General features: G+C 57.0%; 15 protein-coding genes and 2 pseudogenes. 7 read left to right on the top strand and 10 right to left on the bottom strand.

The window, feature by feature from the left end; translation table 11 throughout:
- Nucleotides 1-88: 88 nt before the first annotated feature.
- The 3 genes and pseudogenes from ehuR to ACR0AO_RS22595 form a co-directional block, all read right to left on the bottom strand.
- Complete coding sequence (ehuR, locus tag ACR0AO_RS22605) at nt 89-1483, bottom strand: MocR-like ectoine utilization transcription factor EhuR (protein ID WP_480608745.1); 1395 nt, start codon at nt 1481-1483, stop codon at nt 89-91.
- A 510-nt stretch (nt 1484-1993) separates the two neighbouring features.
- Nucleotides 1994-2173 (bottom strand): annotated as a pseudogene (locus ACR0AO_RS22600) (IS110 family transposase); the annotation flags it as partial.
- A 109-nt stretch (nt 2174-2282) separates the two neighbouring features.
- A complete protein-coding gene (locus tag ACR0AO_RS22595) occupies nt 2283-2978 on the bottom strand; it encodes a TetR family transcriptional regulator C-terminal domain-containing protein (protein ID WP_480608743.1) in 696 nt (231 codons plus the stop codon).
- Nucleotides 2979-3089: 111 nt separating this feature from the next.
- Between ACR0AO_RS22595 and ACR0AO_RS22590 the strand changes: the two genes are divergently transcribed.
- From ACR0AO_RS22590 to ACR0AO_RS22575, 4 genes are read left to right on the top strand one after another with little or no spacing between them, the layout of a single operon-like run.
- Nucleotides 3090-4727, top strand: coding sequence for a phytoene desaturase family protein (locus ACR0AO_RS22590; RefSeq protein ID WP_480608741.1), 1638 nt, complete (start codon nt 3090-3092; stop codon nt 4725-4727).
- Between the two features lie 10 nt (nt 4728-4737).
- Nucleotides 4738-6309, top strand: coding sequence for a phytoene desaturase family protein (locus ACR0AO_RS22585; protein WP_480608739.1), 1572 nt, complete (start codon nt 4738-4740; stop codon nt 6307-6309).
- Nucleotides 6309-7487 (top strand): aminomethyl transferase family protein, encoded by a 1179-nt coding sequence (locus ACR0AO_RS22580; RefSeq protein WP_480608737.1) that lies wholly within the window; start codon nt 6309-6311, stop codon nt 7485-7487. Before ACR0AO_RS22585 ends, ACR0AO_RS22580 begins: the two co-directional genes overlap by 1 nt.
- A 28-nt stretch (nt 7488-7515) precedes the next feature.
- On the top strand, nt 7516-8886 hold the full coding sequence (locus ACR0AO_RS22575) for an aminotransferase (RefSeq protein ID WP_480608786.1): 1371 nt from the start codon (nt 7516-7518) through the stop codon (nt 8884-8886).
- Between the two features lie 219 nt (nt 8887-9105).
- On the opposite strand, the gene ACR0AO_RS22570 is transcribed toward ACR0AO_RS22575, so the two are convergent.
- Entirely contained in the window at nt 9106-11145 is a 2040-nt protein-coding gene (locus ACR0AO_RS22570; protein WP_480608735.1) for an oxidoreductase, read from the bottom strand.
- Between the two features lie 168 nt (nt 11146-11313).
- Between ACR0AO_RS22570 and ACR0AO_RS22565 the strand changes: the two genes are divergently transcribed.
- Nucleotides 11314-12375, top strand: coding sequence for an extracellular solute-binding protein (locus ACR0AO_RS22565; protein ID WP_480608733.1), 1062 nt, complete (start codon nt 11314-11316; stop codon nt 12373-12375).
- A gap of 108 nt (nt 12376-12483) precedes the next feature.
- Here ACR0AO_RS22565 and ACR0AO_RS22560 read toward each other — a convergent pair whose 3' ends face one another.
- The 4 genes from ACR0AO_RS22560 to ACR0AO_RS22545 are packed head-to-tail and all read right to left on the bottom strand — an operon-like array spanning nt 12484 to nt 16540.
- Nucleotides 12484-13587 (bottom strand): ABC transporter ATP-binding protein, encoded by a 1104-nt coding sequence (locus tag ACR0AO_RS22560; protein ID WP_480608731.1) that lies wholly within the window; start codon nt 13585-13587, stop codon nt 12484-12486.
- Between the two features lies 1 nt (nt 13588).
- Nucleotides 13589-14422: an ABC transporter permease gene (locus ACR0AO_RS22555; protein ID WP_480608729.1), complete on the bottom strand. Its 834-nt coding sequence runs from the start codon at nt 14420-14422 to the stop codon at nt 13589-13591.
- Nucleotides 14419-15276, bottom strand: a complete 858-nt coding sequence (locus ACR0AO_RS22550) for an ABC transporter permease (RefSeq protein WP_480608727.1) — start codon at nt 15274-15276, stop codon at nt 14419-14421. Before ACR0AO_RS22550 ends, ACR0AO_RS22555 begins: the two co-directional genes overlap by 4 nt.
- A gap of 58 nt (nt 15277-15334) precedes the next feature.
- Nucleotides 15335-16540, bottom strand: coding sequence for an aromatic ring-hydroxylating oxygenase subunit alpha (locus ACR0AO_RS22545; protein ID WP_480608725.1), 1206 nt, complete (start codon nt 16538-16540; stop codon nt 15335-15337).
- A 139-nt stretch (nt 16541-16679) separates the two neighbouring features.
- On the opposite strand from ACR0AO_RS22545, the gene ACR0AO_RS22540 reads away from it, so the two are divergent.
- Nucleotides 16680-18191: a trimethylamine methyltransferase family protein gene (locus ACR0AO_RS22540; RefSeq protein WP_480608723.1), complete on the top strand. Its 1512-nt coding sequence runs from the start codon at nt 16680-16682 to the stop codon at nt 18189-18191.
- A gap of 68 nt (nt 18192-18259) precedes the next feature.
- Nucleotides 18260-18939 (top strand): annotated as a pseudogene (locus ACR0AO_RS22535) (IS6 family transposase).
- 96 nt (nt 18940-19035) lie between these two features.
- On the opposite strand, the gene ade reads toward ACR0AO_RS22535, so the two are convergent.
- Both ade and ACR0AO_RS22525 read right to left on the bottom strand, forming a co-directional pair.
- Nucleotides 19036-20826 (bottom strand): adenine deaminase, encoded by a 1791-nt coding sequence (gene ade, locus ACR0AO_RS22530; protein ID WP_480608721.1) that lies wholly within the window; start codon nt 20824-20826, stop codon nt 19036-19038.
- Between the two features lie 13 nt (nt 20827-20839).
- Nucleotides 20840-21721 carry an ABC transporter permease gene (locus ACR0AO_RS22525; RefSeq protein WP_480608719.1) on the bottom strand — a complete coding sequence of 294 codons (882 nt, stop codon included), beginning with the start codon at nt 21719-21721 and terminating at the stop codon, nt 20840-20842.
- Between the last annotated feature and the right edge of the window lie 97 nt (nt 21722-21818).

Below are 21818 nucleotides of genomic sequence, written 5' to 3'. Positions count from 1 at the left end.
CCAAGTCTCATTGGTGCCTGCGCACCGCTGCGACAGACTTGTTAGGAATTGTACTGCATGTCAATTATTTTATTGTCGCATGACAATGTTAGTAGGCGAGCGGCGCTACTCCATCTGGCGGGCGGCTCAACATTCCGCCGATCAGCTCCATGGCTTGCTTAAACCGTGTCAGGTCCTGAACACTGCCCAGCGAGATGCGTACCGCGTTTTGAGGCGGAGTCTTGGGGGCCAGGAAGGGACCGTCCGGTGCCACTGCGACCTTCAACTGACGGGCGTAGGAAACAAAGCTACCTGTAGTCCACCCTGAATTCAGGGGCAGCCAGAGGTGCAGTGCAGATGGGTGGCCGCGAAATTGCTGCCCCCGCAGCGCTTTTGTGGCAATTTCATAACGTTCCGCCAGAGCGCGCCGCTGCCACCGCGCCAGTTCCAGTGCCGTGCCGTCCTGCACCCAACGGGTGGCGATTTCACACATCAGCGGTGTCGCCATCCAGCCGAAAACGACAATTCTCCCTGTAAGGGCGGGCAACAGATGTTCAGGAGCTGCCATATAGCCCGCTCGCAATCCGGAAACGGTGCACTTTGTGAAGGTGGTCAGATAAATCGTGCGCTCCGGCGCCAAGGCCGCAACTGGTACAGGCCGGTCTTCCGCGACGGGCCCGAAGGCATCGTTTTCGATGATGTGCAGGTCATGTTTGCGGGCAATTTGGATCAAATCCAGACGGCGTTCCTCCGGCATCATCTCCACTGTTGAATTGGCCAGTGATGGAAGCAAGAACAGTACCTTGGCGCTGTTTTCCGAACAATACCTGTCCAGGGCGTCCGGCAGGATGCCGTCTTCGTCAGCGTCAATTCCGGCAAGATTCAGCCCCAAATAAGAGCAGCCCGAAACCAGAAGATGATGCGTGATCCGGCTGGATACGACCGTGTCGCCTGGTCGGGTAAGGGCGGACAGGGCTGCTGACATGCCGTGACTGACACCATTGGTCATGATGATCTGCTCGGGTGGCGCATCCAGCCCACAGTTATGCAGCCACTTCACCCCTGCCTCCCTATGAGCGTCATGCCCAACATTCGGACGGCAACCCAGATAATAGCTGGGATCCAACCCCTGCGGCAATTCCGCCAGTGCCTGTTGAAACAACTCGGCATGATGCTGGGAGAAGGAGGGCCTCGAGATCGAAAGGTCGAAACCGTGGCCCCGCTCGGAACTGAGCTGAAACGGCTGGTCATTCGGGGTGTCCGGGTCCAGGACATAACTGCCACGCCCAACTTGACCATCGATCAGCCGTTGCCTGCGCAAACTTTCATAAGCTTTGCTTACTGTATGGACGCTAAGCCCCAGCTCTTCAGCCATTTTGCGGTGTGTCGGCAGTTGGGCCCCCTTCGGTAATTTTCCGTCCGAAATTGCCTTTGCAATGGCAAGGGCAAGGCTGGAATGCAGCGGGGAACTCAGGGTGGAGGGATCGGGTAACCATATTGTCATGCAATACATGTACAATTGAATACCGCACTTTCGCAATGCGTTTACCACACTGTGGCTATTTCCAAATGCGAAAGTCGTCTATCTGCGGAATGTGTCGACGCTTATCTGTCAAACCGATCGGATCGATGCCCCATCTGAACGGGCTCCTAACATAGAAACGACTGAAAAGGAGTCAGAGAACGCGCCGAATTTTGTAGTGGCACTTTTTGTCATGCAGATGAAGACTGGCGAATTGGGACGAGGTCGTTCGCTGAATGTCCACTTTTGCCCTTGGCAGGTTGGGCTTTCGCGCTCGCGGGCAGGGGCTGCTTCTCGCCGATTCCGTTGAAAAACAACGTTTTCCTGGTGCAGAAAGTGGGCGTGTGAATGCGGCGCATGGGCCGCGTAGTCGGAGCCGTCCCAGCCCTAGAATGCGTTTGAGGAGGGCGAAGAGCATCTCGACCTACTTTCGGAGTTTCATCGAAACGTCGTATTGCTTTGTCTTCGCAATGTCGCGGGGCGACCTGGCGGGTAATGGCTCCCGGAACAAGCCTCCATCGCAATGGTACACGCCGGCAGTTCAGCGACGAACGATAGAAGTTTGTTGCGTCTGAGTTGTTTGCGAAAAACAACGTCTCCTGCGGAGCTGCAACCATGAAGTTGGAACACATTCTTTGCCAGATCTATGCCGACAAGGTCCAAATCCGCCATTTTTGCTATGCTCCTGATGGCTTCCATCTCCAAGACCTAGCAGAGGAGAGATCAGGAGATGTCCATTTCAACACACCCATCTAAGAAGTTTGCAGGGCTGCTGATTGGCCTACTTCCCAACTTTTGCCTGGAATGCTTCCGCATGGCTGGGGAATAGCGTTTGAAGGAAATTTAGTGTTTGTGTCAGCGCCCCTTCACGTGAGTATATGTGTGGGAACAGATGCAGTTTCTGCCAGTAACCGTCAGTCAGCGTATCAATCCAGCCGCCAGCTACACTGGCCTTGTCAGGGTCTTCCGGCACCAGCTGATGGCAGATCTCGCTTAGCATCTTGGATCTTTTGTCCTCAAATTCGCGGTTGATTTCGGCATATTGTGGTACAAAATTCTGCTCCCCGAAGAAGGCAAACCAGATAGCGAGCGCACTGGAGTTGCAGATTTTGGGGCTAAAATCCGCCTCGATGATTGTGCGCAACCGGGTCGCGGGGTCTTCGGGTGCTTTGCCCAACGCCGCCACCCAGTGGGCCTCGTAGGTTTGGTACTGATCCCGCAGTGCTTCGGTAAGGATCCCGGTCTTGGACTTGAAATAGAAGACTGCCACGCCTTGGGACAGCCCGGCCTCGTTGGCTACTGTCGCCAGCGTTGTCTTTGCAAGCCCGTTAGTCACAATCGACTTAAGGGTAGCATCGAGAATCTGACGCCGTCGCATGTCGGCGTTTTCCTTGCGTTCCTTGCGCGGCTTCCTGCCGCTGCCCTGCGATGCCACCATGAGAAATCCAAACTTCAACTTTTTTCCCTTGTTCCACAATTCGCTGCTCCTGTCAGCCCACTTAATTTTATTTAAGCGCTCAAAAAAACTTTACGAAAAATATCTTCTCTACTACGCTCCGTCCGACAACGGCCGAGCCAGGAGAGATTCATGGGGCAGCACGACATATACGACGCCATCGTTGCAGGGGCAGGGCACAATGGCTTGACCGCAGCCTGCTATCTGGCCAAGGCAGGGCTGAAGGTTCTGGTCGTGGAAAAGAATGATTGGATCGGCGGTGCAGCTGTGAGCCGGTCGCTGCATGAGGGTTGGACCTATTCCAACTGCTCATATGTCTGTTCGCTGCTCCGCCGCGAAATTGTACGCGACCTGGAACTGCCAAAATATGGGCTTCAGGTGATTCCTTACGAGGGTGGTGCCAGCTTCAGCCGGGACGGCGATTACTTTGCCTATATGTCCGACCATGACGCGCTACGCCGGGAAATCAGCCGCCACAGCGCGCATGACGCGGATGCCTATGACCGGTTCAGCCAGACAGTGATCCGGCAATGCCGCTTCATCCGGCCTTTCCTGCTGCGCAACGCACCGGATCCCACCTCAATAAAGCCGCGCGACCTCGGCGAGCTGCTGTTTCTGATCAAACAGGCGCATGGGCTGGGTAAAAGGGAGCTGAGCGAGACCCTGCGCTTCTGGTCGATGTCGATCGGCGACTTTCTGGATGAACATTTCGAGAATGACCTGATAAAGGCACACATAGCCGGGGCAGGGATCATCGGTACAGGCCTGGGCGTCTATTCACCCGGCACAGCGTATGTTCTGCTACACCACTATATGGGCGACGTGGACGGCGCGATCGGAGCTTGGGGTTTTGCCCGCGGCGGAATGGGTGCCATCTCCAATGCGCTTGGAGCCTGTTTTGAGGAAGCAGGCGGCACTATCGTAACCGGCTCTGGTGTCGACCGCTTTCTGGTCTCCAGTGGCCGGGTCACAGGGGTCGCGTTGGATAACGGCGATGAATATCGCGCGTGCATAGTAGCCTCCAACTTGGATGTGAAGCGCACTTTCCTGGAACATACCGACCAGCAGCACCTGCCTTCCGATTTCCTGAAGGCGGTCAAAAGGTTCAAGATTCGCGGCTCCTCGGGCAAGCTAAACATCGCACTGGATGCCTTGCCCGAGTTTCCTGCCGCGCCCAAAGGTGCGCCTTTCTTGCGCGGGGATCTGCATTGCGCCGAAAGCCTGATTGAACTGGAACGCGCCTATGACGACTGGAAAGAGGGGCGTTGGTCGCAAAACCCTTATTTCGACATGCTGATCCCGAGCCAGATCGACCCGACTATGGCCCCGTCGGGCAAACACATGATGACTGTCTTCGTACAATACGCACCCTATGATCTGGAAGTGGGCGGCGTGCGCGCCGGAACCAACTGGAATGGCCAGACCCGCGGCGCCTTTGCGGATTGTGTCTTCGACAAACTGGAACAGGCCTGCCCCGACATTCGCAGCAAGACTGTACATGCTGAAATCCGCACGCCCTGGGACATCGAGCAAGAAGTCGGCCTTACTGAGGGCAACATCTTTCAGGGCGAGCTCACCTTTGATCAGCTGCTCTTTAACCGTCCGGTTCCCGGTTACGCACAATATGATACGCCGATTGGCGGCATGTATATCGTCGGATCCTCAGCCCACCCAGGTGGCGGTGTGATGGCAGCTCCGGGTGCCAACGCCGCCAAAGAAATCCTGCGCAACATCGGCAAAAGCAATGCCATGACCGGCTACGCAGCCTGAGGAGTAAATGATGACGACACTAACCTATGATGCGATTGTCATCGGCGCGGGCCATAACGGGCTGACCGCGGCTGCGACGTTGGCCCGCAGGGGCAAATCAGTCTGCGTTATTGAAAAGAACGAGACCGCAGGCGGTATGGCGCGCAACACCACGCTTGCAGGCGGGATTCAGGTGCCGGAGATCGCGCATCTGCTGTACAACCTTCACCCTAAGGTGACTAAAGAGTTGGGCCTTGGGACAGCACGTGCTCCCTTGGAGTTGCGCGAGCTGGCTTCAGTGTCGCTATCAGAAGACGGTAACCATGCGATCATCCGAGATGGTAAGGCTGAACTGGTAGACGGCCAACCTCATCCCGAAGCTGCACCTTTTGCCGAATTGATGCGTCGTTTGACCCTGTTTGCGGGTTTGCTGGGCCAGCTATCTACGAAATCCCCTCCGTCGTTTGAAGGCGGCTTAACCAGCCTGGACGCGCTCACCGAACTTGGCGGGTTGGCCAAGCTGGGGCTGGATCTGAAGCGGATGGGCAAGAAGGACATGCGCGAGTTTCTCCGCGTGCTCCTGTCCAACGCTTATGACTTGATTTTGGACGATCTTGAAGACAGCCCGCTCGCCGGGGCGCTGGCAGCGGATGCGGTGCGCGGCGCCTATGCTGGTCCACGCTCGCCCGGGACCGTTTTTACTTTGATGTACCGATTGGGGCAGGGTGGCGGCGCGCAGCTGCCAGTGGGCGGCATGGGCGCTGTTTCTGCTGCGTTTGAGACTGCGGCCCGCGCAGCCGGGGCTGAAATTCGCACCGGCACAGGTGTATCACGGGTGTTGGTTGAAAACGACCGTGCCGCGGGTGTGGTGCTGGAGGACGGCACTCAAGTTTCTGCTCGGGCGGTTTTGAGCAACACCGGCCCAATGCCCGCGATGATGCTGGCAGGTGCCAAGCATTACGACGTGGAAGCCGTTCGGCGAATGCGTAACCAGCGTTGCAAGGGTGCTGCCGCCAAGGTCAATCTGGTGCTCAGCGGCACACCGGAGTTCACAGGTCTCAATCCCGACCTAACTGCGAGCCGGTTGCTGATCGCTCCGAGCGCAACCTATGTGGAGCGCGCCTTTAACCCAGCCAAATACGGGGAGATGCCGGAAAACCCTGTGATTGAGGCAATCATTCCCAGCCTGGCAGACCCGACGCTGACCAAAGACGGGCGACATGTGATCTCCGCCGTGGTCAGTTCTGTACCCTACGGGCTGGAGGGCGGCTGGAATGATGCCGCGCGTGAGAGGCTAGCGGCGGTCACAATCGCTACGCTGGAGAAATACGCCCCCGGTATCGGAAATTTAGTCACAGAGACGCAAGCGCTCAGCCCTGCCTGTATCGAGGCGCGAACAGGCGCGCCGGGCGGGCATTGGCATCATGCTGAGATGGGCATTGACCAGATTCTCACGGTACGGCCCGCTAACGGTATGGCGCATTACCGGTTTGGTCCCGAAGGCTACTACCTTTGTGGCGCGGGCGCCCATCCGGGCGGTGACGTGACCGGGCTGGCCGGTCGCAACAGCGCTATGCAGCTATTGAAGGACGGGGTTTTCTGATGACCAAACATGTTCCCATCGGCCTGATCGAAACTCCATTCCAGTCACGGCTGGAAGCGCTCAGTACAGCCAAGAGCTGGACCAATTGGGCGGGCTATGTCTCGCCCGCCACGCTGGACACGGTGGAGTTCGAGTATTTTGCCATCCGCAACCAGACAACCCTGTTTGATATTTCACCGATGCACAAATATCGCATTACCGGGCCGGATGCGTTGGAGGTCGTGAACCGGCTGATGACCCGCGACGCCGCCAAGCTGCGCGACGGACGGGTCGGCTATGTTTTATGGTGCGACGAAGAGGGCATGGTGATCGACGATGGCACCCTGTTCCGATACTCGGAAACTGATTTCAGACTTTGCTGTCAGGAGCCGATGTACACGTGGCTTCTCGACACAGCCTGGGGCTTCGACGCTAAAATTACCGACGAGAGCCAAGACATCGCGGCGCTGTCTCTACAGGGGCCGACCTCGTTCTCTCTGCTGCAGGACGCTGGCCTCGGAGCCGTAGGAGACATGAAGCCCTTCGACTGGCGCGAAATCGAACCGGATCTCTGGGTCTCGCGCACCGGGTTCACCGGCGATCTCGGCTACGAGCTCTGGGTGCCAAGCAGTAAAGCGCTGGAACTGTGGGACAGGCTTTGGTCAGCAGGAGGCGATTGGGGTTTGCGGGCGATTGGTTTCGAAGCGCTCAACATTTGCCGGATCGAAGCCGGGTTCATCGCCGCGGGCTTTGAATTCCGGCCCGTTCATACAGCTATGCGTCTGGGTCGCGGCCGCAGCCCGTTGGAACTGGGCTTCGACAAAATGGTGGACTTCACCAAGGGCCATTTCAACGGGCGCCGCGCGTTGCTGAAACAGCGCCAAACCGGCCTGCGGTATCACCTGCGCAAGATCGATATTGGCGGATTCAAACCTGCGGATGGCGCTCTGATCTATCACAAGAAAAAGAAAGAGGTGGGGCACGTGACCTCTGGCGTATGGTCCCCCACGACCAAGCGAAACATCGCGCTGGCCGAGTTCAAAGCGCCTTTCGGCGAAGGCGTCACTGATGACCTCTGGGCCGAAATTTACGTCAACGAGGAAGGTCAATGGGACAAAAGGCTGGTGCCGGTCACCATCGAGGACAAGCCCTTCTTCATCAACAGCCGGGCGCGAGCGACTCCGCCACGTCCGTTTTAAATCGGATCAGGTACTCTCTATGATCAAGATGAAACCGAATACGTTTTCAAACGTACCGAGTCCAGACACCCTGCACGAGTGGGATCGCACGCATCAGCTGCACCCCTGGATGGCAATGGATGACTGGCGCGGCTACGACAACATGCTGATGGAGGCCGCCGACGGTATCCATCTGTGGGATGCGTCCGGAAAGCAGTACATCGACGGTCCGGGCGGCATGTGGTGCACCCAGATTGGCTATGGCCGTCAGGAGATGGCCGATGCCATTGCCGCGCAGGTAATGAAACTACCCTATACATCCCCCTTCACCAACACCACTGAACCATCGGCAGTGCTGGCCAAGAAGATTGCCGATATGGCACCGGGCGATCTGAATAACGTCTTTTTCACCACTGGTGGCTCGACGGCGGTAGATACGGCGCTGCGTACCATGCAGTACATGAACAACCGCCGCGGCAAACCGCAAAAGAAAATGATCATCGCCCGCGAAAAGGGCTATCACGGCTCGACCTATCTGGCCCATTCGGTGACCGGCAAAGAGCGTGACAAAAGCCATTTCGATTTTGAGACGCGGCTGGTGCATTTTCTATCCGACGTGAACCCCTATCGCCGTCCTGCGGGCATGAGCGTCGAGGAGTGGTGCGATGCCAAGGTCGCGGACTTAGAAGGTGCCATTGAAAAGATAGGCGCGGACAACATCGGCGCTTTCATCGCCGAACCGATCCTCTCTTCGGGAGGCGTCATTGTGCCTGCGCCCGGTTACCACAAACGGACCTGGGAGCTCTGCCGCGCCAATGACATCCTGTATATTTCCGACGAGGTGGTGACCGGTTTTGGCCGGCTGGGTCATTGGTTTGCCTCCGAGGCGGTATACGGCATCCAGCCCGACATGATCACCTGCGCCAAAGGGCTAACCTCTGGCTATCTGCCACTGGGCGCTTGTATCATATCCGACCGGGTGATTGAGCAGATGAGCCATTTGGGCATAGCTTCGTCATACACCAACGGGTACACCTATTCGGGTCATCCGGTCTGCTGTGTCGCAGCATTGAAAAACATCGAGATCATCGAGCGTGAAGGCATCCTGGAGCATGTCCGCACAGTAACCCCGCATTTCCAAGCACGCCTGCGCGAACTGATGAAGTTTGATATCGTCGGCGATGCCCGCGGCGAAGGACTTCTGGGCTGCATCGAATGCCGGGCAGAGGATCTTGAAGCCGAGCGCAAGCTTGGCGCGATGATTGATGCAGCTTGCGAGGAAATGGGTCTGATCGTGCGCCCGTTAATCAACATGGCTGTGTTCTCGCCACCGCTGATCATCACTTTGGAACAGATCGACGAAATGTTCGACATCCTGGAGCGTGCCATCCAGCAGGTGGAGACTCAGTTGAAAGAGTAAGGCAAGAGAGGGTGCCACAAACTCCAGTCACTCTTCCCGAACTGGCGGGTGCAACGGTGGTTCCGGCACCCGCCTTTTTTAGATTGCTGGTTCCAACGGGAACTCGCGGTCTAAAGACAACCAACATAGTCAGCAGGCCCGGTGCCTCTCGGCCCTCGGATCAGCAGAAAGAAGCCTTTGCGCAGCTTTCACAGCGGAAATCCAGTAGCGTGTATAGTCTTATACGGTGTGTTCGCGCCGTCCATATTTCTTGGCAATATCAACTTCCTGCCCTAGGTCCATCGCCGCGCGATACCCACTTTGCACGGCGGCGGCAATGATATGAGGGGCCTCTGCGTCACCGATGCGGATCACCGATTTGATGCCGGAATCGTGCAATCCATCCCCCATACCCTTTAGACCATCATAGAGATCCAGCACCGGTAGACGGCGGGTGAGCGGGATTATGACGTCGCAGGCATGGGTACTACGGTCCTCTGAGAACATGCAGGACAGTACTGCCTCTCCCATAAGGGCAGCCACCAGCATCCGGTTGGGCACCACCGCAACGCCCGCCTCAATCAAGGCGGCATTTGATTGGTAGACCTCCGTTGTCCATTGACCCCAATCGCAGGGGCGGCCAGCAGGTGTTACCAGCGTGACCCTGTACCCTTCCTTGCGTAGCTTCAAGGCTAGAACTGAGCCGAGGTAGTAGTGATCGTCATCATAGATCATCACATGGTCCGCATTGAGCGGTTCCCCATTCAGCACTGCTTCCGCCGAGACGACCATGCCGGGCGCTTCCTTCTCCAAACCGGTATCGGAATGTCGCCCGATGGTGTCCGTCGCCCAGACCGCCCCGGTGGCGGCAATGACATGGGCGGCACCAAGGTCCAGGACATCGGATGCTTTCAACGGGCTTTCCGGGTAGATTTCCACGTTGGGCAATTTTTCGATCTGCCCAACACGCCAGTCGCGTACGCGGGACCATTCAACCATCCCAGGCAGGCTGGCCTCACGGGTGACGCGGCCGCCGAGCTCACGGCGCGCTTCAGCCAACATCACCGTATGGCCGCGCTCTCCCAGAACTCGAGCCGCTTCCAACCCCGCAGGTCCGGCTCCGACAACCAGCACTTTTTCAGGCCTTTCGCTGCGCCCAGCTCTCTCGGGATGCCAGCCCTGTCTCCATTCCTCGCCCATGGTAGGGTTCTGGGTACACCGCAGCGGCACCCCAAGCGAGTCATGCGCGTAGCAGATGTTGCAACCGATGCATTCGCGGATGTCCTCGCTGCGGCCGTCCTCAATCTTCTTTGGCAGGAACGGGTCGGCGATCGATGGGCGCGCTGCGCCGATCAGATCCTGCCCACCCTGGCGGATAACCTGCGCCATGGTGTCAGGTGAAGTGTAACGCCCTACCGCCACAACGGGTTTCGAGGTCAGCGATTTCGCCTGTGCGATACTATCCGTAAAAGACGCTTCCTTGATGAAACGGCTCGCCCCCATCTCAACCCCATAGTCGGGCACCACAAGGTCCCACAAGTCTGGCAGATCTGCCAGCATGGCAAAGGCGTCATAGCTTTCGGCATCGTCCAGCCCGACGCTGAAACGGGTGGCCACGGCGCATTTGTGGCCAACGGCCTCTTTGGTTTCCTCGATGAGTTCGCGCACCAGCCGGACCCGGTTCTTCAAGCTGCCGCCGTATTCATCTGTGCGTGTGTTGTTTACCGGGTCGAGAAATTCCGACAGCAGGTAGCCGTGGGTGGCATAGACATAAACGATGTCAAAACCGGCTTCGACCGCACGTAAGGCAGCATCGCGGTGCCACTTGCGAATATTGCGGATGTCCTCCCGGTCAATTTTGCGCGCCTGTCCTGGATGCAGCACAGTGGAATCCGTCTGAGGTCGGTTGCGCATACCCAAGGGAGCAAGCCGAGTGCCGAAATTGGTCACCATACCGCCGCCGATCCACAGCTCCACCCCGGCCAACGCGCCATGTTTGTGCACGGCGTCAGTCATCAAGTGGTTGGCGCGAATATCATCCTCATCCCATAGCGCGGCATAGGGATAATAGTCGTTGTCCGAGGTCGGGTGAATCGAGCAGAATTCGGTGTTTACAACCCCCCAGCCGCCTTCTGCCTTCATCCCCCGCATCGCCGCCACGGTACGTGGGCGTCGCCAGCCCATGCCGGCGCAATGTGGTACCTGGTAAAACCGGTTCTTCGTCTCCACAGGACCAATTTTCAGCGGCTGGAACAGGATGTCATGGCGAGGATCGCGCATCAGTAATTACCCTTCGACAGGCAGGTTTCATTTCATAATTTGATTGAGCGCTCAAATAATTCTTGTGTCAAGACGGATTCCCTTTTAACCTTTTTCTTATCACGGCCAAACCTGCGCCAGAGGTGGCAAAAGGCGGGAATATAGGGCCGCGGCAACAGGGAGACTTTCATGAAATTACTGAAAACAGCCACTGCGCTTGGCATGGCCCTGTCACTTCAGGCAGGTACGGGTTTGGCTGCCGATGAGGAACTGACCGTTTTTGACTGGGCCGGTTACGAAGACCCAGAGTTCTTCTCGGCCTATATCGAGAAACATGGGGACGGACCGACCTTCGCTTTCTTCGGTGATGAAGAGGAAGCTTTCCAGAAGCTGCGTTCCGGTTTTCACGCTGACGTCGCGCACCCTTGTTCACAGTCAGTACCAAAGTGGATCGAGGCCGGGCTGCTTGCACCGCTCGACACAACACGGATCGAGCGCTGGGATGAGTTGGAGCCGAGTTTCCGTGACATCGAAGCCTACACCAAGGACGGCAAGAGCTATTTCATACCCGCAGATTGGGGTAACACAGCGGTCACTTATCATACAGAACATTTGAGCGATGCAGATGTGGCAACCCTGCAAGCCTTTGCGGACCCCAAGCATCAGGGACGGATTTCGATTGGAGACAATGTGGATGATGCCTATGCTTTGGGTTTCCTGGCCACTGGTGTTACTGATTGGACCAATGCCACCGACGAACAATTTCAGGCGGCATCCGATTTTTTGCGCACAGTGCACCAGAATGTGCGCACCTACTGGTCCGACGGCGCGTCGCTGGCGCAACTGATGCAAAGCGGCGAAGTCTATCTGGCCTGGGCCTGGAACGAAACCTATTCGACAATGACCTACGAGGGCCACCCAATCGCAATCAAGCGCGACACGGATGAGGGCGCGTCCAGCTGGGTCTGCGGTTATGCAAAACTAGCCAATGCGCCCGGCTCTGAAGACAAGTTCTATGACTTCATCAACGCCTGGTTGGAACCGAAAACCGCTAATTACCTTGTGTCCAGTTGGGGCTACGGCCACGGTAACGCAAAGGCCATGGCGGACATGAACGCAGACGACCTTGCCGCAATGGGGCTGGAAAGCAGCGAAAGCCTGCGGGCCAAGACATTGTGGCAGGCACCGGTGCCTTCGGACCTGCGCGAGAAGATGATTGCTGAATTCGAATTGATTAAAGCTGGTTTCTGAAACCGACCTGTCTGTTCGAAAGACGAAACGCCCCGCAAAATTGGCGGGGTGTTTTCTTTTTTTCTGAAACTTGACGCCTTTCCGGGCGACCCGCTGAGGCAGCCCGGGTTACTGGAATAGCACGATGGAGTCCGCACCCCAGCCCACCGGGACCTCGCTGCCGGGAGGGACGATGGAACGGCCTGCGGTGTTGCGCATAGAGATGGTCACATCCTCGGTGTGACCAGGCAGACGCACGCTGTAATAGGTCATGTCGCCATAATAGGCAGTGCCGGTCACCTGCCCCCTGGCCACCTGCTCGGTTGGTTCGCTGCCGTCAAAGAGAATGGTCAGCATCTCCGGACGGATGCCAATCGAATCCAGGTTCCGAAAATCCAGCCCTTCGGGAATTTGAGCCGATGGTAACTCGATACTGCCGAGGGCCGGGATATCGAGCGCCAGATGGCCGTTCATACGTCCCGAGGCCTTGGCGTCGAGGAAATTCATCACTCCGATAAACGATGCAACTCGTTTGTCCACCGGGCGGCGGTACAACTCCTCGGGGCTTGCAAGTTGTGCAATTCTGCCTTCGAACATCACGGCGATCCGGTCTGACATGGTCAGTGCTTCTTCCTGGTCATGAGTCACCAGGATGAAGGTAATACCGAGTTTTTGCTGGAGTTGGCGCAGTTCCACCTGCATCTGATCGCGCAGCTTTTTGTCGAGTGCCGACAAAGGCTCGTCCAGCAACACAACCTTCGGTTTCATCACCAAAGCCCGGGCCAGAGCAACCCGCTGGCGCTGACCGCCTGACAACTCGTGGGCAGCGCGATCGCCCAGCCCGCCAAGGTCCACCATTTTGAGCGCCTGCTCCACTTCGCGGGCGATTTCTGCTTTGGGCATCTTGCGTGTCTTCAAGCCGTAACCGACGTTTTCTGCCACGCTGAGATGTGGGAAGATCGCATAGGATTGAAAAACCATATTGGTGGGGCGGCGGTTGGCGGGGACGCCTGCCATGTCCTGGCCTGCTATCACGATGGTGCCGTCCGTTGGCGTCTCAAACCCGGCGATCATGCGCAGTAGGGTGGTCTTACCGCAGCCCGAGGGGCCCAGCAGTGAAAAGAACTCGCCCTCGTAGATGGTTGCATCAATGCCCTCAAGGGCCTGAAAGGTTCCAAAATTCTTGGTGACGCCGGTAAGGTCGATGATGGGCTTAGGGTATGGGGTAGCCATTTCAGGCAAATCCTCCGGTAGCTGAAGCTTCGATACCCTGTTTCCTGGCTGAGCGGCGACGGAACGACTCGGCAAGGATCAGGAGCAGGACGGACAGAGTCAGCAAGATAGTCCCGAGCGCCATCACAGACGGCAGCTTGGCAGGAAAACGCAACTGGCTCCAGATATAGACCGGCAGGGTGACTTCCGTGCCGGTCAAGAAGAAGGCGATGATGAATTCGTCCAGCGAAATGGTGAAAGTGATCAGAAGGCTAGACACAATGCCGGGTGAGACCAATGGCAGAACCACACGGCGGAAGGTGCCCCAGCGGCTTTCGCCCAGGTCATAGGAAGCCTCCTCCAAGCTCTGATCCAGCCCCTGAAAGGCAGAATTCAAAATGGCGATGGAGAAGGGCGTGCAGATCAGCACATGGCCCAGCACCACAGTTGCCAGCGACAGTGGCATGCCCAGCTGAATCAGAAGGACCAGCAAGGCCACTGCCACGATGATCTCCGGCAAAACCAGCGGTAGCATGATGAAACTCATGATGCCGTGTTTGCCCGGGAACCGGTAGCGAGCCGCCGCCCGCGCTGCGCAGGCGCCGAGGATGGTGCTCAGTACCGCCGACGTGACGCCGACAACCAGAGAATTCCGTACCGCCCCGTGCAGGGCATCGGTTTGCCACAGCACATCGAACCATTGGGTGGTGAAGCCGGTCAGCGGAAAGGAGATGATTGTGGCGTCGTTAAATGCAAACATCGGCAGCAGGATGACCGGTGCGTAAAGAAACACCATGTAGGCAACGGCGTAAAACGCCAGCCATTTGGCGGAAAGCCCTTTCCGTACGGAGTTCATTTCACCTTTCCTCCAAAGCGTTTGCCAGCAAGGAAAATCAACGCGCTGATGCTAGCCACTATCAGCATCGAGGAGATCGCTAAAGCCGCACCCAGCGGTGCGTTGTTTGCCTTGCCGAATTGAATCTGGATCATGTTTGCGATCATCAACCCGTCGGTGCCGCCCACTAGTTTCGGGGTGATGAAATCGCCGATAGTCGGGATGAGTACGATCAGGGTGGAGGCTACGACCCCGGGCATGGCCAACGGCAGTGTGATCCGAAAGAACCGACGCACCGGTCCGTCGCCCAAGTCTTCGGCGGCTTCCAGAAGCGAGCGGTCGATCTTCTCCAGCGCCACGAATATCGGCAAGATCGCGAAGGGTGCCCAGGCATGGGCCAGGGTCAGCACCACTGCATTGGCATTATACAACAGAAAAGTCAGCGGCTGGTCTATGATGCCCATCCCCGTGAGCGCGGTGTTTAGAACACCGTTGTATCCGAGGATCACTTTCCACAGAAACACCCGAAGCAGATAGCTGGTCCAGAACGGCACGGTGATCAGAAACAACCACAACGCCTTGCGCTGCTTGACGTGGAAGGAAAGGTAATAGGCGATCGGAAACGCCAGAGCCACGGTTACCACCGTAACAATCAGCGAAATCTTCAGTGAGCGGAGCAGCAAGGTACGGTAGATCGGTTTGCTCCAGGCTTCGCGGTAATTGTCCAGCGTTAAGGTCGTATCAAGCTCGAGATAATTCTGGGTCCAAAAACTGAACGTCACCACCATCACCAGCGGAGCGGCCAGCAACAGTAGCGAATAGAGTAAAGTCGGGCTGATCAATACGAGGCCCTGACGCCTCTCTCCGGTTAACATTCCTGGCTCCTCCCGGCCGGTACTAAAAGCGCCGCCCTGTTAATGGCGGCGCACGCCTTCATGTTTTGTCCAGCTGTGCAAGCAGCTCTGCATTGCGGGCCTTTAATTGGCCCGGATCGGGTTCATCATCTTCCAGCACCGGGAACAGCTTGCGCAGCTCATCGTGGTAGCTGCGCACACCGTGCTCCAGATCCGAAAGGATCACGCCATCATAACCGCTGGAGAAGGCTGCTTCCCAGCACCATTCGATCAACTGTTCATCCTCTTTCGAAGTGATCCGGTCGATCCGCCCGCTGAGGTAGCGTGCAGCACGCAATTGTCGGTTCTCTGCCGGTCGCTTGTAACAGGCGGCTCGCTGGATGGTGCGTCCATTTTCCTCCGGGAACTCGTGGTAGAAGATCACCGAGTCCGGGTAGATACCAAACACCAGATTGGGGAAGAGCCCCAGATAGAGCCAAGCCGCCTTATGTTCGTCATCCAAAGCCTCGGCTTTCGGCAGCAACTTCTTGTAGTTGCGCACGCTCCACATTCGCCCGTCACCGGGACGGAAGCTGCCAAAGGACCGCGCGGCGCCATTAATAAACGGTTGATCCGCATAGTTGCTGCCAAATAGATCATGTAGGCCAGGATGCGCCAGTGGCACATGGTAGCCTTCGTTGTCGACATCGCGAACGCATTTCCAGTTTGCTGCAATTTCCGTGATGCTGATCCCGCACCCGTCCGGCACAAGCTCTGCCAGGCCGTAAGGAGCCAACTCTTTTTCAAACTGAGCCATCACCTCGGATACCTTGGGCTGTGGCCCCGACTTGAAGCGGACAAAGACAAAGCCGTGCCAAATATCCATCTCGACCGGCTTCAATCCCCACTCCACCGGATCCAGATCCGGCAGCGTCTCGGGGCGTGCTGCACCGCGCAGCGTTCCGTCCAGGTTGAAGGCCCAGCCATGGAACGGGCAGATGATGGCGTTCTTGCAATGGCCCTTGTTTTCAGCCACGACGCGGCTTCCGCGGTGGCGGCAAAGATTATGGAAGGCGCGGACTTCGCCGTCCGCCCCCCGGACCACCAGAGCACGTTCACCAGTGAAATCTGCGGCCATGAAATCGCCGGGTTCGGGAACATCGTTCACATGGCAAACAAGCTGCCAGTGTCGTCGGAACAGAAGCTCCTTTTCTTCTTCCAGAAGCTCAGGATTGGTATAGCTCCAGGCAGGTAGCCCGGAACGTCCGGCTCTGGGATCAGAGTGAATCAGCACTTCGTCCTTCATAAGGATCTCCTTTCCTCTCATGGGAATCACTAGCACTCTTTATTTGAGCGCTCAAATAAAAAAATGCCATACTGCGCTTTGATGGCTGGACAAACCGAATTTCGCGCGTCAAGTTTGAGCGGTTACTCAAACTTTTAGGATGGAAGCGATGCGCCGCAGAAGAAGCCGCAGAAGATCTCCGTTGTTCACTGAGGCTCCCGATAACAAAGGTCTGCATTCACTGACCACACCAGCTTACACGCCGCTTACACAAACGCAGGTTGATGAGATCGTAAACACAGCTATCGAGCTGCTTGCCACTTCGGGCGTGGTGTTTGAGCCAGGAGGTGAAGCAGACGACCTGTTGCGTGATGCCGGTTGTAATCTGTCGGACGATGGGATCGTGACGATCCCGGAACCCGTGACCCGCATGGCGCTGGAAACCGCTGCCCGCAATACAACATTATGGGACCGCAACGGAGAAAACTCCATCTCGATTGATTGCGATCACACTTGGTTCCTGCCTGGCATGACCTGTATTGCAGTTTATGATGAGGATACCGGCGAGCCCCGGCCTTCGACGCGCGAAGACCTTGCACTTATCACACAGGTTGCAGACAAACTTCCGCATGTTGATGGGGTTTGCATCGCGGTAAAGAATGTCAAGGAATCAAACCAGTTCGGCGAAATCGATGAATTCGCTTGCTTGATGGAAAACACTACTAAACCGTTGGAATACCTGTGCGAGCATCCCTCATCTCTGGAAGCGGTGATCGACATGGCCGCAGCTCTGCGAGGATCGCATGTTGCACTTAGAGACAAACCCTATTTCTTGCATCTGATTACGCCGCTGCCAGTCAACCTTGCGCGGATCCACTCGGATCAGATCATCACCGCTGCCCGGGCAGGCATTCCGGTTGGAGTCGGTACCCTGCCGATTGGCGGCGCCTCTTCGCCTATCACATTGGCTGGCTGTATTACCCACGCTCTGATGACGGATTTCGCCGCCATCGTGCTTGGACAACTGGCTGCCGAAGGCAGTTTCTGCGTTGGGTGTTCGGACGTGAACTTCATGGAACCGGCTACAGGTGCCATCGGTAGCTTCTCTCAGACGTCGGTTGCTGATATGGCGATGTGCCAGGTGCGCCGCGCGCTGGGGTTCCCCTCGCTAACCGGCATCGGCGGCTGTTCGGTTGCCCGCCGCTTCAATCAGGACGCAGTCTGGGAGATTTCTTCGAACATGACGCAGATGTTCTACAATCGTCCTGCCACAATCGACTACATGGGGTCGCTCGATCAGGGTTTGACCTATTCGCTGCACGCGCTTTTGTTATGTGACGATCTGGCAGGGCTGCTGCGAAAGATGTGGCAAGGGTTGGAAATTTCTACCGACCAGATGGCTGTTGATCTCATTCGAGAAGTTGGTCCCACAGGTAATTTCCTCGCTCACCAGCACACGGTTGACAATTGCCGGACCCAAGTGTGGAACTCCCGCTATTTCGGTCCGAACATTCCGCTCAGCAATGCAGGGCTAGCAGATCAGGACTTGTTTGAGCGCATCGACGATGACCTCAGGGAGAAGTTGGCGGAGCTGCAGCAGCCCGAAATGTCGCCGGAAAATAAGGCGGCAGTAACCGCGATTTTGGAAAAATACCGCGATCTCGCTGTCTAGTCAGGCCGCAGCTCTGATTGCGGTATCGCCAAGTTGCCTGACAATCTTTCCCGCGCTATCCGCCTGGGATGAAGGTTCCGACCAACATGCTTCGCCTGAAAGGCTTTCGCTTTTCTCGTGAAATCATCGCCTACGCAGTTTGGGCCTATCACCGCTTTGCCCTCAGCACGGCCGATGTTGAAGATTTGCTCGCGGAACGGGGCGTGAATTTGAGCCGTGCGGCAATTCGGCTTTGGGTTAATCGCCTTGGTCGACATTTCGCGGATTGGATTCGACGGGATCGGCCGCGGCTGAACGATAAATGGCACTTGGAAGAGGTCGTGTTCACGATCTGCGGCGAAAAACACTGGCTTTGGCGCGCTATCGACGCGGATGGGAATGTGCTCGATATTCTGGTCCAGTCACGGCGGAGCGCGAAGGCCGCAAGGCGCTTTCTGCGAGGATTGATGCCCGGTTTGGCGAGCCGAGGGTTGTAATCGCGGACAAATTGAGAAGCTACACCAAGCCAACCGGGCATCTTGCTCCAGACGCTGATCATCGCGCGCATAAGGGATTGAACAATGCCAACGAAGTTTCGCACCGGCCAACTCGCAAACGCGAGAAGATCATGGGCCGTTTCAAATCACCACGACAGGCACAAAGGTTTCTTGCCGCTCACGACCAAATCAGCCTGATCTTTCGACCCTGTCGCCACAAAATGTCCGCCGCCTCCTACCGCCTCGCCAGAGCAGATGCCCTTAGCCTCTGAGCCGACTACACCGCGGAACTCGCGGCCTGACGGTCGTCAAACTGGCCCATCGCAGCCGACCTAAAACAACTTGGCGATACCCGCACCAGCTAGTCACTAGACAAACAAGCTAACTTTCTCGAACTTCGTCACATCGACAATACCAAGATCGGAGATGCGGATTTCGGGAATAACAACTAACGCTAACAATGAGTGCTGCATATAGGCGTTGTTGAGCCTGCAGCCACAGCTTTCCATTGCCGCAACCATTGCGGCTGCTTTATCTGCGACGATCTCGGCCCTTTCGTCTGACATCAGTCCAGCGATGGCCAGTTCGACGGTCGCCAATTCCTGGCCTTCAGAGAATACGGTGATACCACCACCCACTTTGCCCAGGTGGTTGGCGGCCGCGGCCATGTCTTCTTTGGAAGTGCCAACGACAATCATATGGTGGCTGTCATGCGCTACAGTCGATGCGACTGCGCAGGGTTTGTTGTAGCCAAAACCGGACACAAACCCGTTGACCACGCCACCTGTTCCGCGATGGCGTTCAACAAGGGCAATCTGGCAAATGTCATTTTCACCATCCATTTGTACCATGCCGTTCTCGACGGAAAGATTGGCTTCAAGCGCACGTGTGGGGGCCTGGTTCTCGATCACGCCAATGACGCGTGCTCGAACTTCTGCGGCACCTTTCGGTCCGTAGATGTCAAAGTCGTCTGCGGAGAGTTTCTTGCCAAGATTGACCGTGTTCTTTGAGAAATCCGGATAACTGGCTTCGGGGATGTCGGCAATAAGTGTGCCGTTTTCAGCAAGAATCTCTCCTTCGGCCATGACCAATTCAATCGGAAGTGTGGGTAAATCGGAGGTCAGAATGATATCTGCCCGGCGGCCCGGCGCGATGGAGCCTACATCCCGTTCCATCCCGAAATGCTGCGCGGTGTTGAGCGTGGCCATCTGAATCGCCGTCACAGGCTTGACTCCCTGGGCGATTGCGTGCCGCACCACTCTGTTCATATGGCCTTCGTGGACGAGAGTGCCGGAATGGCTGTCATCGGTGCAGAGGATGAAGTTGCGCGGGTCGAGACCATCCTCAGTTATCGCCTTGATCTGTTCCGCCACATCATACCAGGCCGAGCCCAATCTCAGCATGGCGCGCATGCCCTGTCTGATGCGCGCGATCGGATCTTCCTTGCGCGTCCCTTCGTGGTCGTCGGCGGGACCACCTGCCACATAGCCGTGGAACATCAACCCCAGATCTGGCGAGGCATAGTGACCGCCCACGGTTTTTCCCGCTTGTTGCGTCGCCCCTATCTCACCGATCATCTTGGGATCGTTCATGGCGACCCCCGGGAAATTCATCATCTCGCCAAGACCGCATGTTTGTGGCCAAGCCAGCGCTTCTGTCACATCCTCGACGCTGAGCTCCGCACCGGCGTTTTCAAGGCCAGGCGCTGAGGGCACGCAAGAAGGAACCTGCACCTGCACATTGATTGGCAAGCTGGCGGCGTCATCATGCATCAGCCGGACGCCCGGCAGCCCGAGAACATTGGCAATCTCGTGGGGGTCAATGAACATCGATGTGGTGCCGTGCGGAATAACCGCGCGGGCGAATTCTGTAACGGTGACCATCCCGCTTTCCACATGCATGTGCGCGTCGCAGAGGCCCGGTACCATGTAGCGGTCACTGGCCTCTATCACTTTGGTCTGGTCGCCTATCGTGTGGCCGGCATCAGGACCAACATAGGCGATCCGACCCATCGTGATTGCGATATCGGTGTCTGGAATGATTTCGCCTGAATAGACGCTCACCCATTTTCCACCGCGGATGACACTGTCCGCATGTGTGCGGCCCATGGCTACATCGATCAGGCGGGGTGCGACTTCGGTCCAGGAAGAAACAGGCATGGGAACTCCGGTCTTAATGTCTGAGATAGGGAACGCCGAGTTTGGCGGGTTGGCCCGAGCGGCTGCGGATCATCACCAGCAACATGATCGAGGCGACATAGGGCAGCATCAGGAAGAACTGATAGGGGACGTTGACGCCCACGCCCTGAGCGTGAACCGCAAGACTGTCCAATATTGCGAACACCAAAACCGCGACCATTGTGCGAACGGGCCGCCAATTTCCGGCGATCACCGCAACGATGGCCAGCCAACCGCGCCCACCCGAAATGTCGGGCCGGAACTGATCGGCGAAGGCCAGCATCAGGAACGCGCCGCCAAGGGCGGTCAGGGCTGATCCGAACAGAAGCGCGCTATATTGCCGTTTGGCGACGGACAAACCCTTGGCTTCCAGAAATTGTGGGTTTTCCCCCGCAGCGCGGGTTTCCAGCCCGTAGGTCGTGCGTCGCAAGAAAAACGCGATGAACGGTACGCTGAGAAAGGCAACATAGGTTAACAGGTGCTGATCGAACAGGATTGGTCCCAATATCGGAAAATCGTGCAGAAGCGGTATGGGGCTTTTGTCGATTGTGCTGTAGCTGGGCGGTTTGCCTCCACCAACAAAACTGCGGAACCAGAATAGCGTAAGTCCACTGGCCAATAGGTTGAAACCCAACCCCGTGACAAAATGATCGACACGTAATGTCACGGTCAGAAAGCCTATCAACAGGCCGGCAGCCAGCCCACCAGCAATCGCCGTCAGCCCGGCCAGAACGGGTGAACCGGTCGCGACCATGGCGAGATAGGCCATCAGGCAACCTGTCAGCATCGTGCCTTCGACACCCATGTTCCAGATACCGGCGCGCTCTGTCACCAACTCACCAACGGCGGCGAGCAGAATAACGGTTGCCACCCCCATGGCCGCTGAGCCTCCCCAACTGAACTGGTCCACCGTTATGTTTAGGAAACGGAGGACCAAGAATGGCAAACAAGAGACCGAAGCCGGAAGAGATTAT

The sequence above is a fragment of the Ruegeria sp. AF8 genome (genome assembly GCF_056541825.1).
This window is presented reverse-complemented; position numbering and strand designations above follow the sequence as displayed.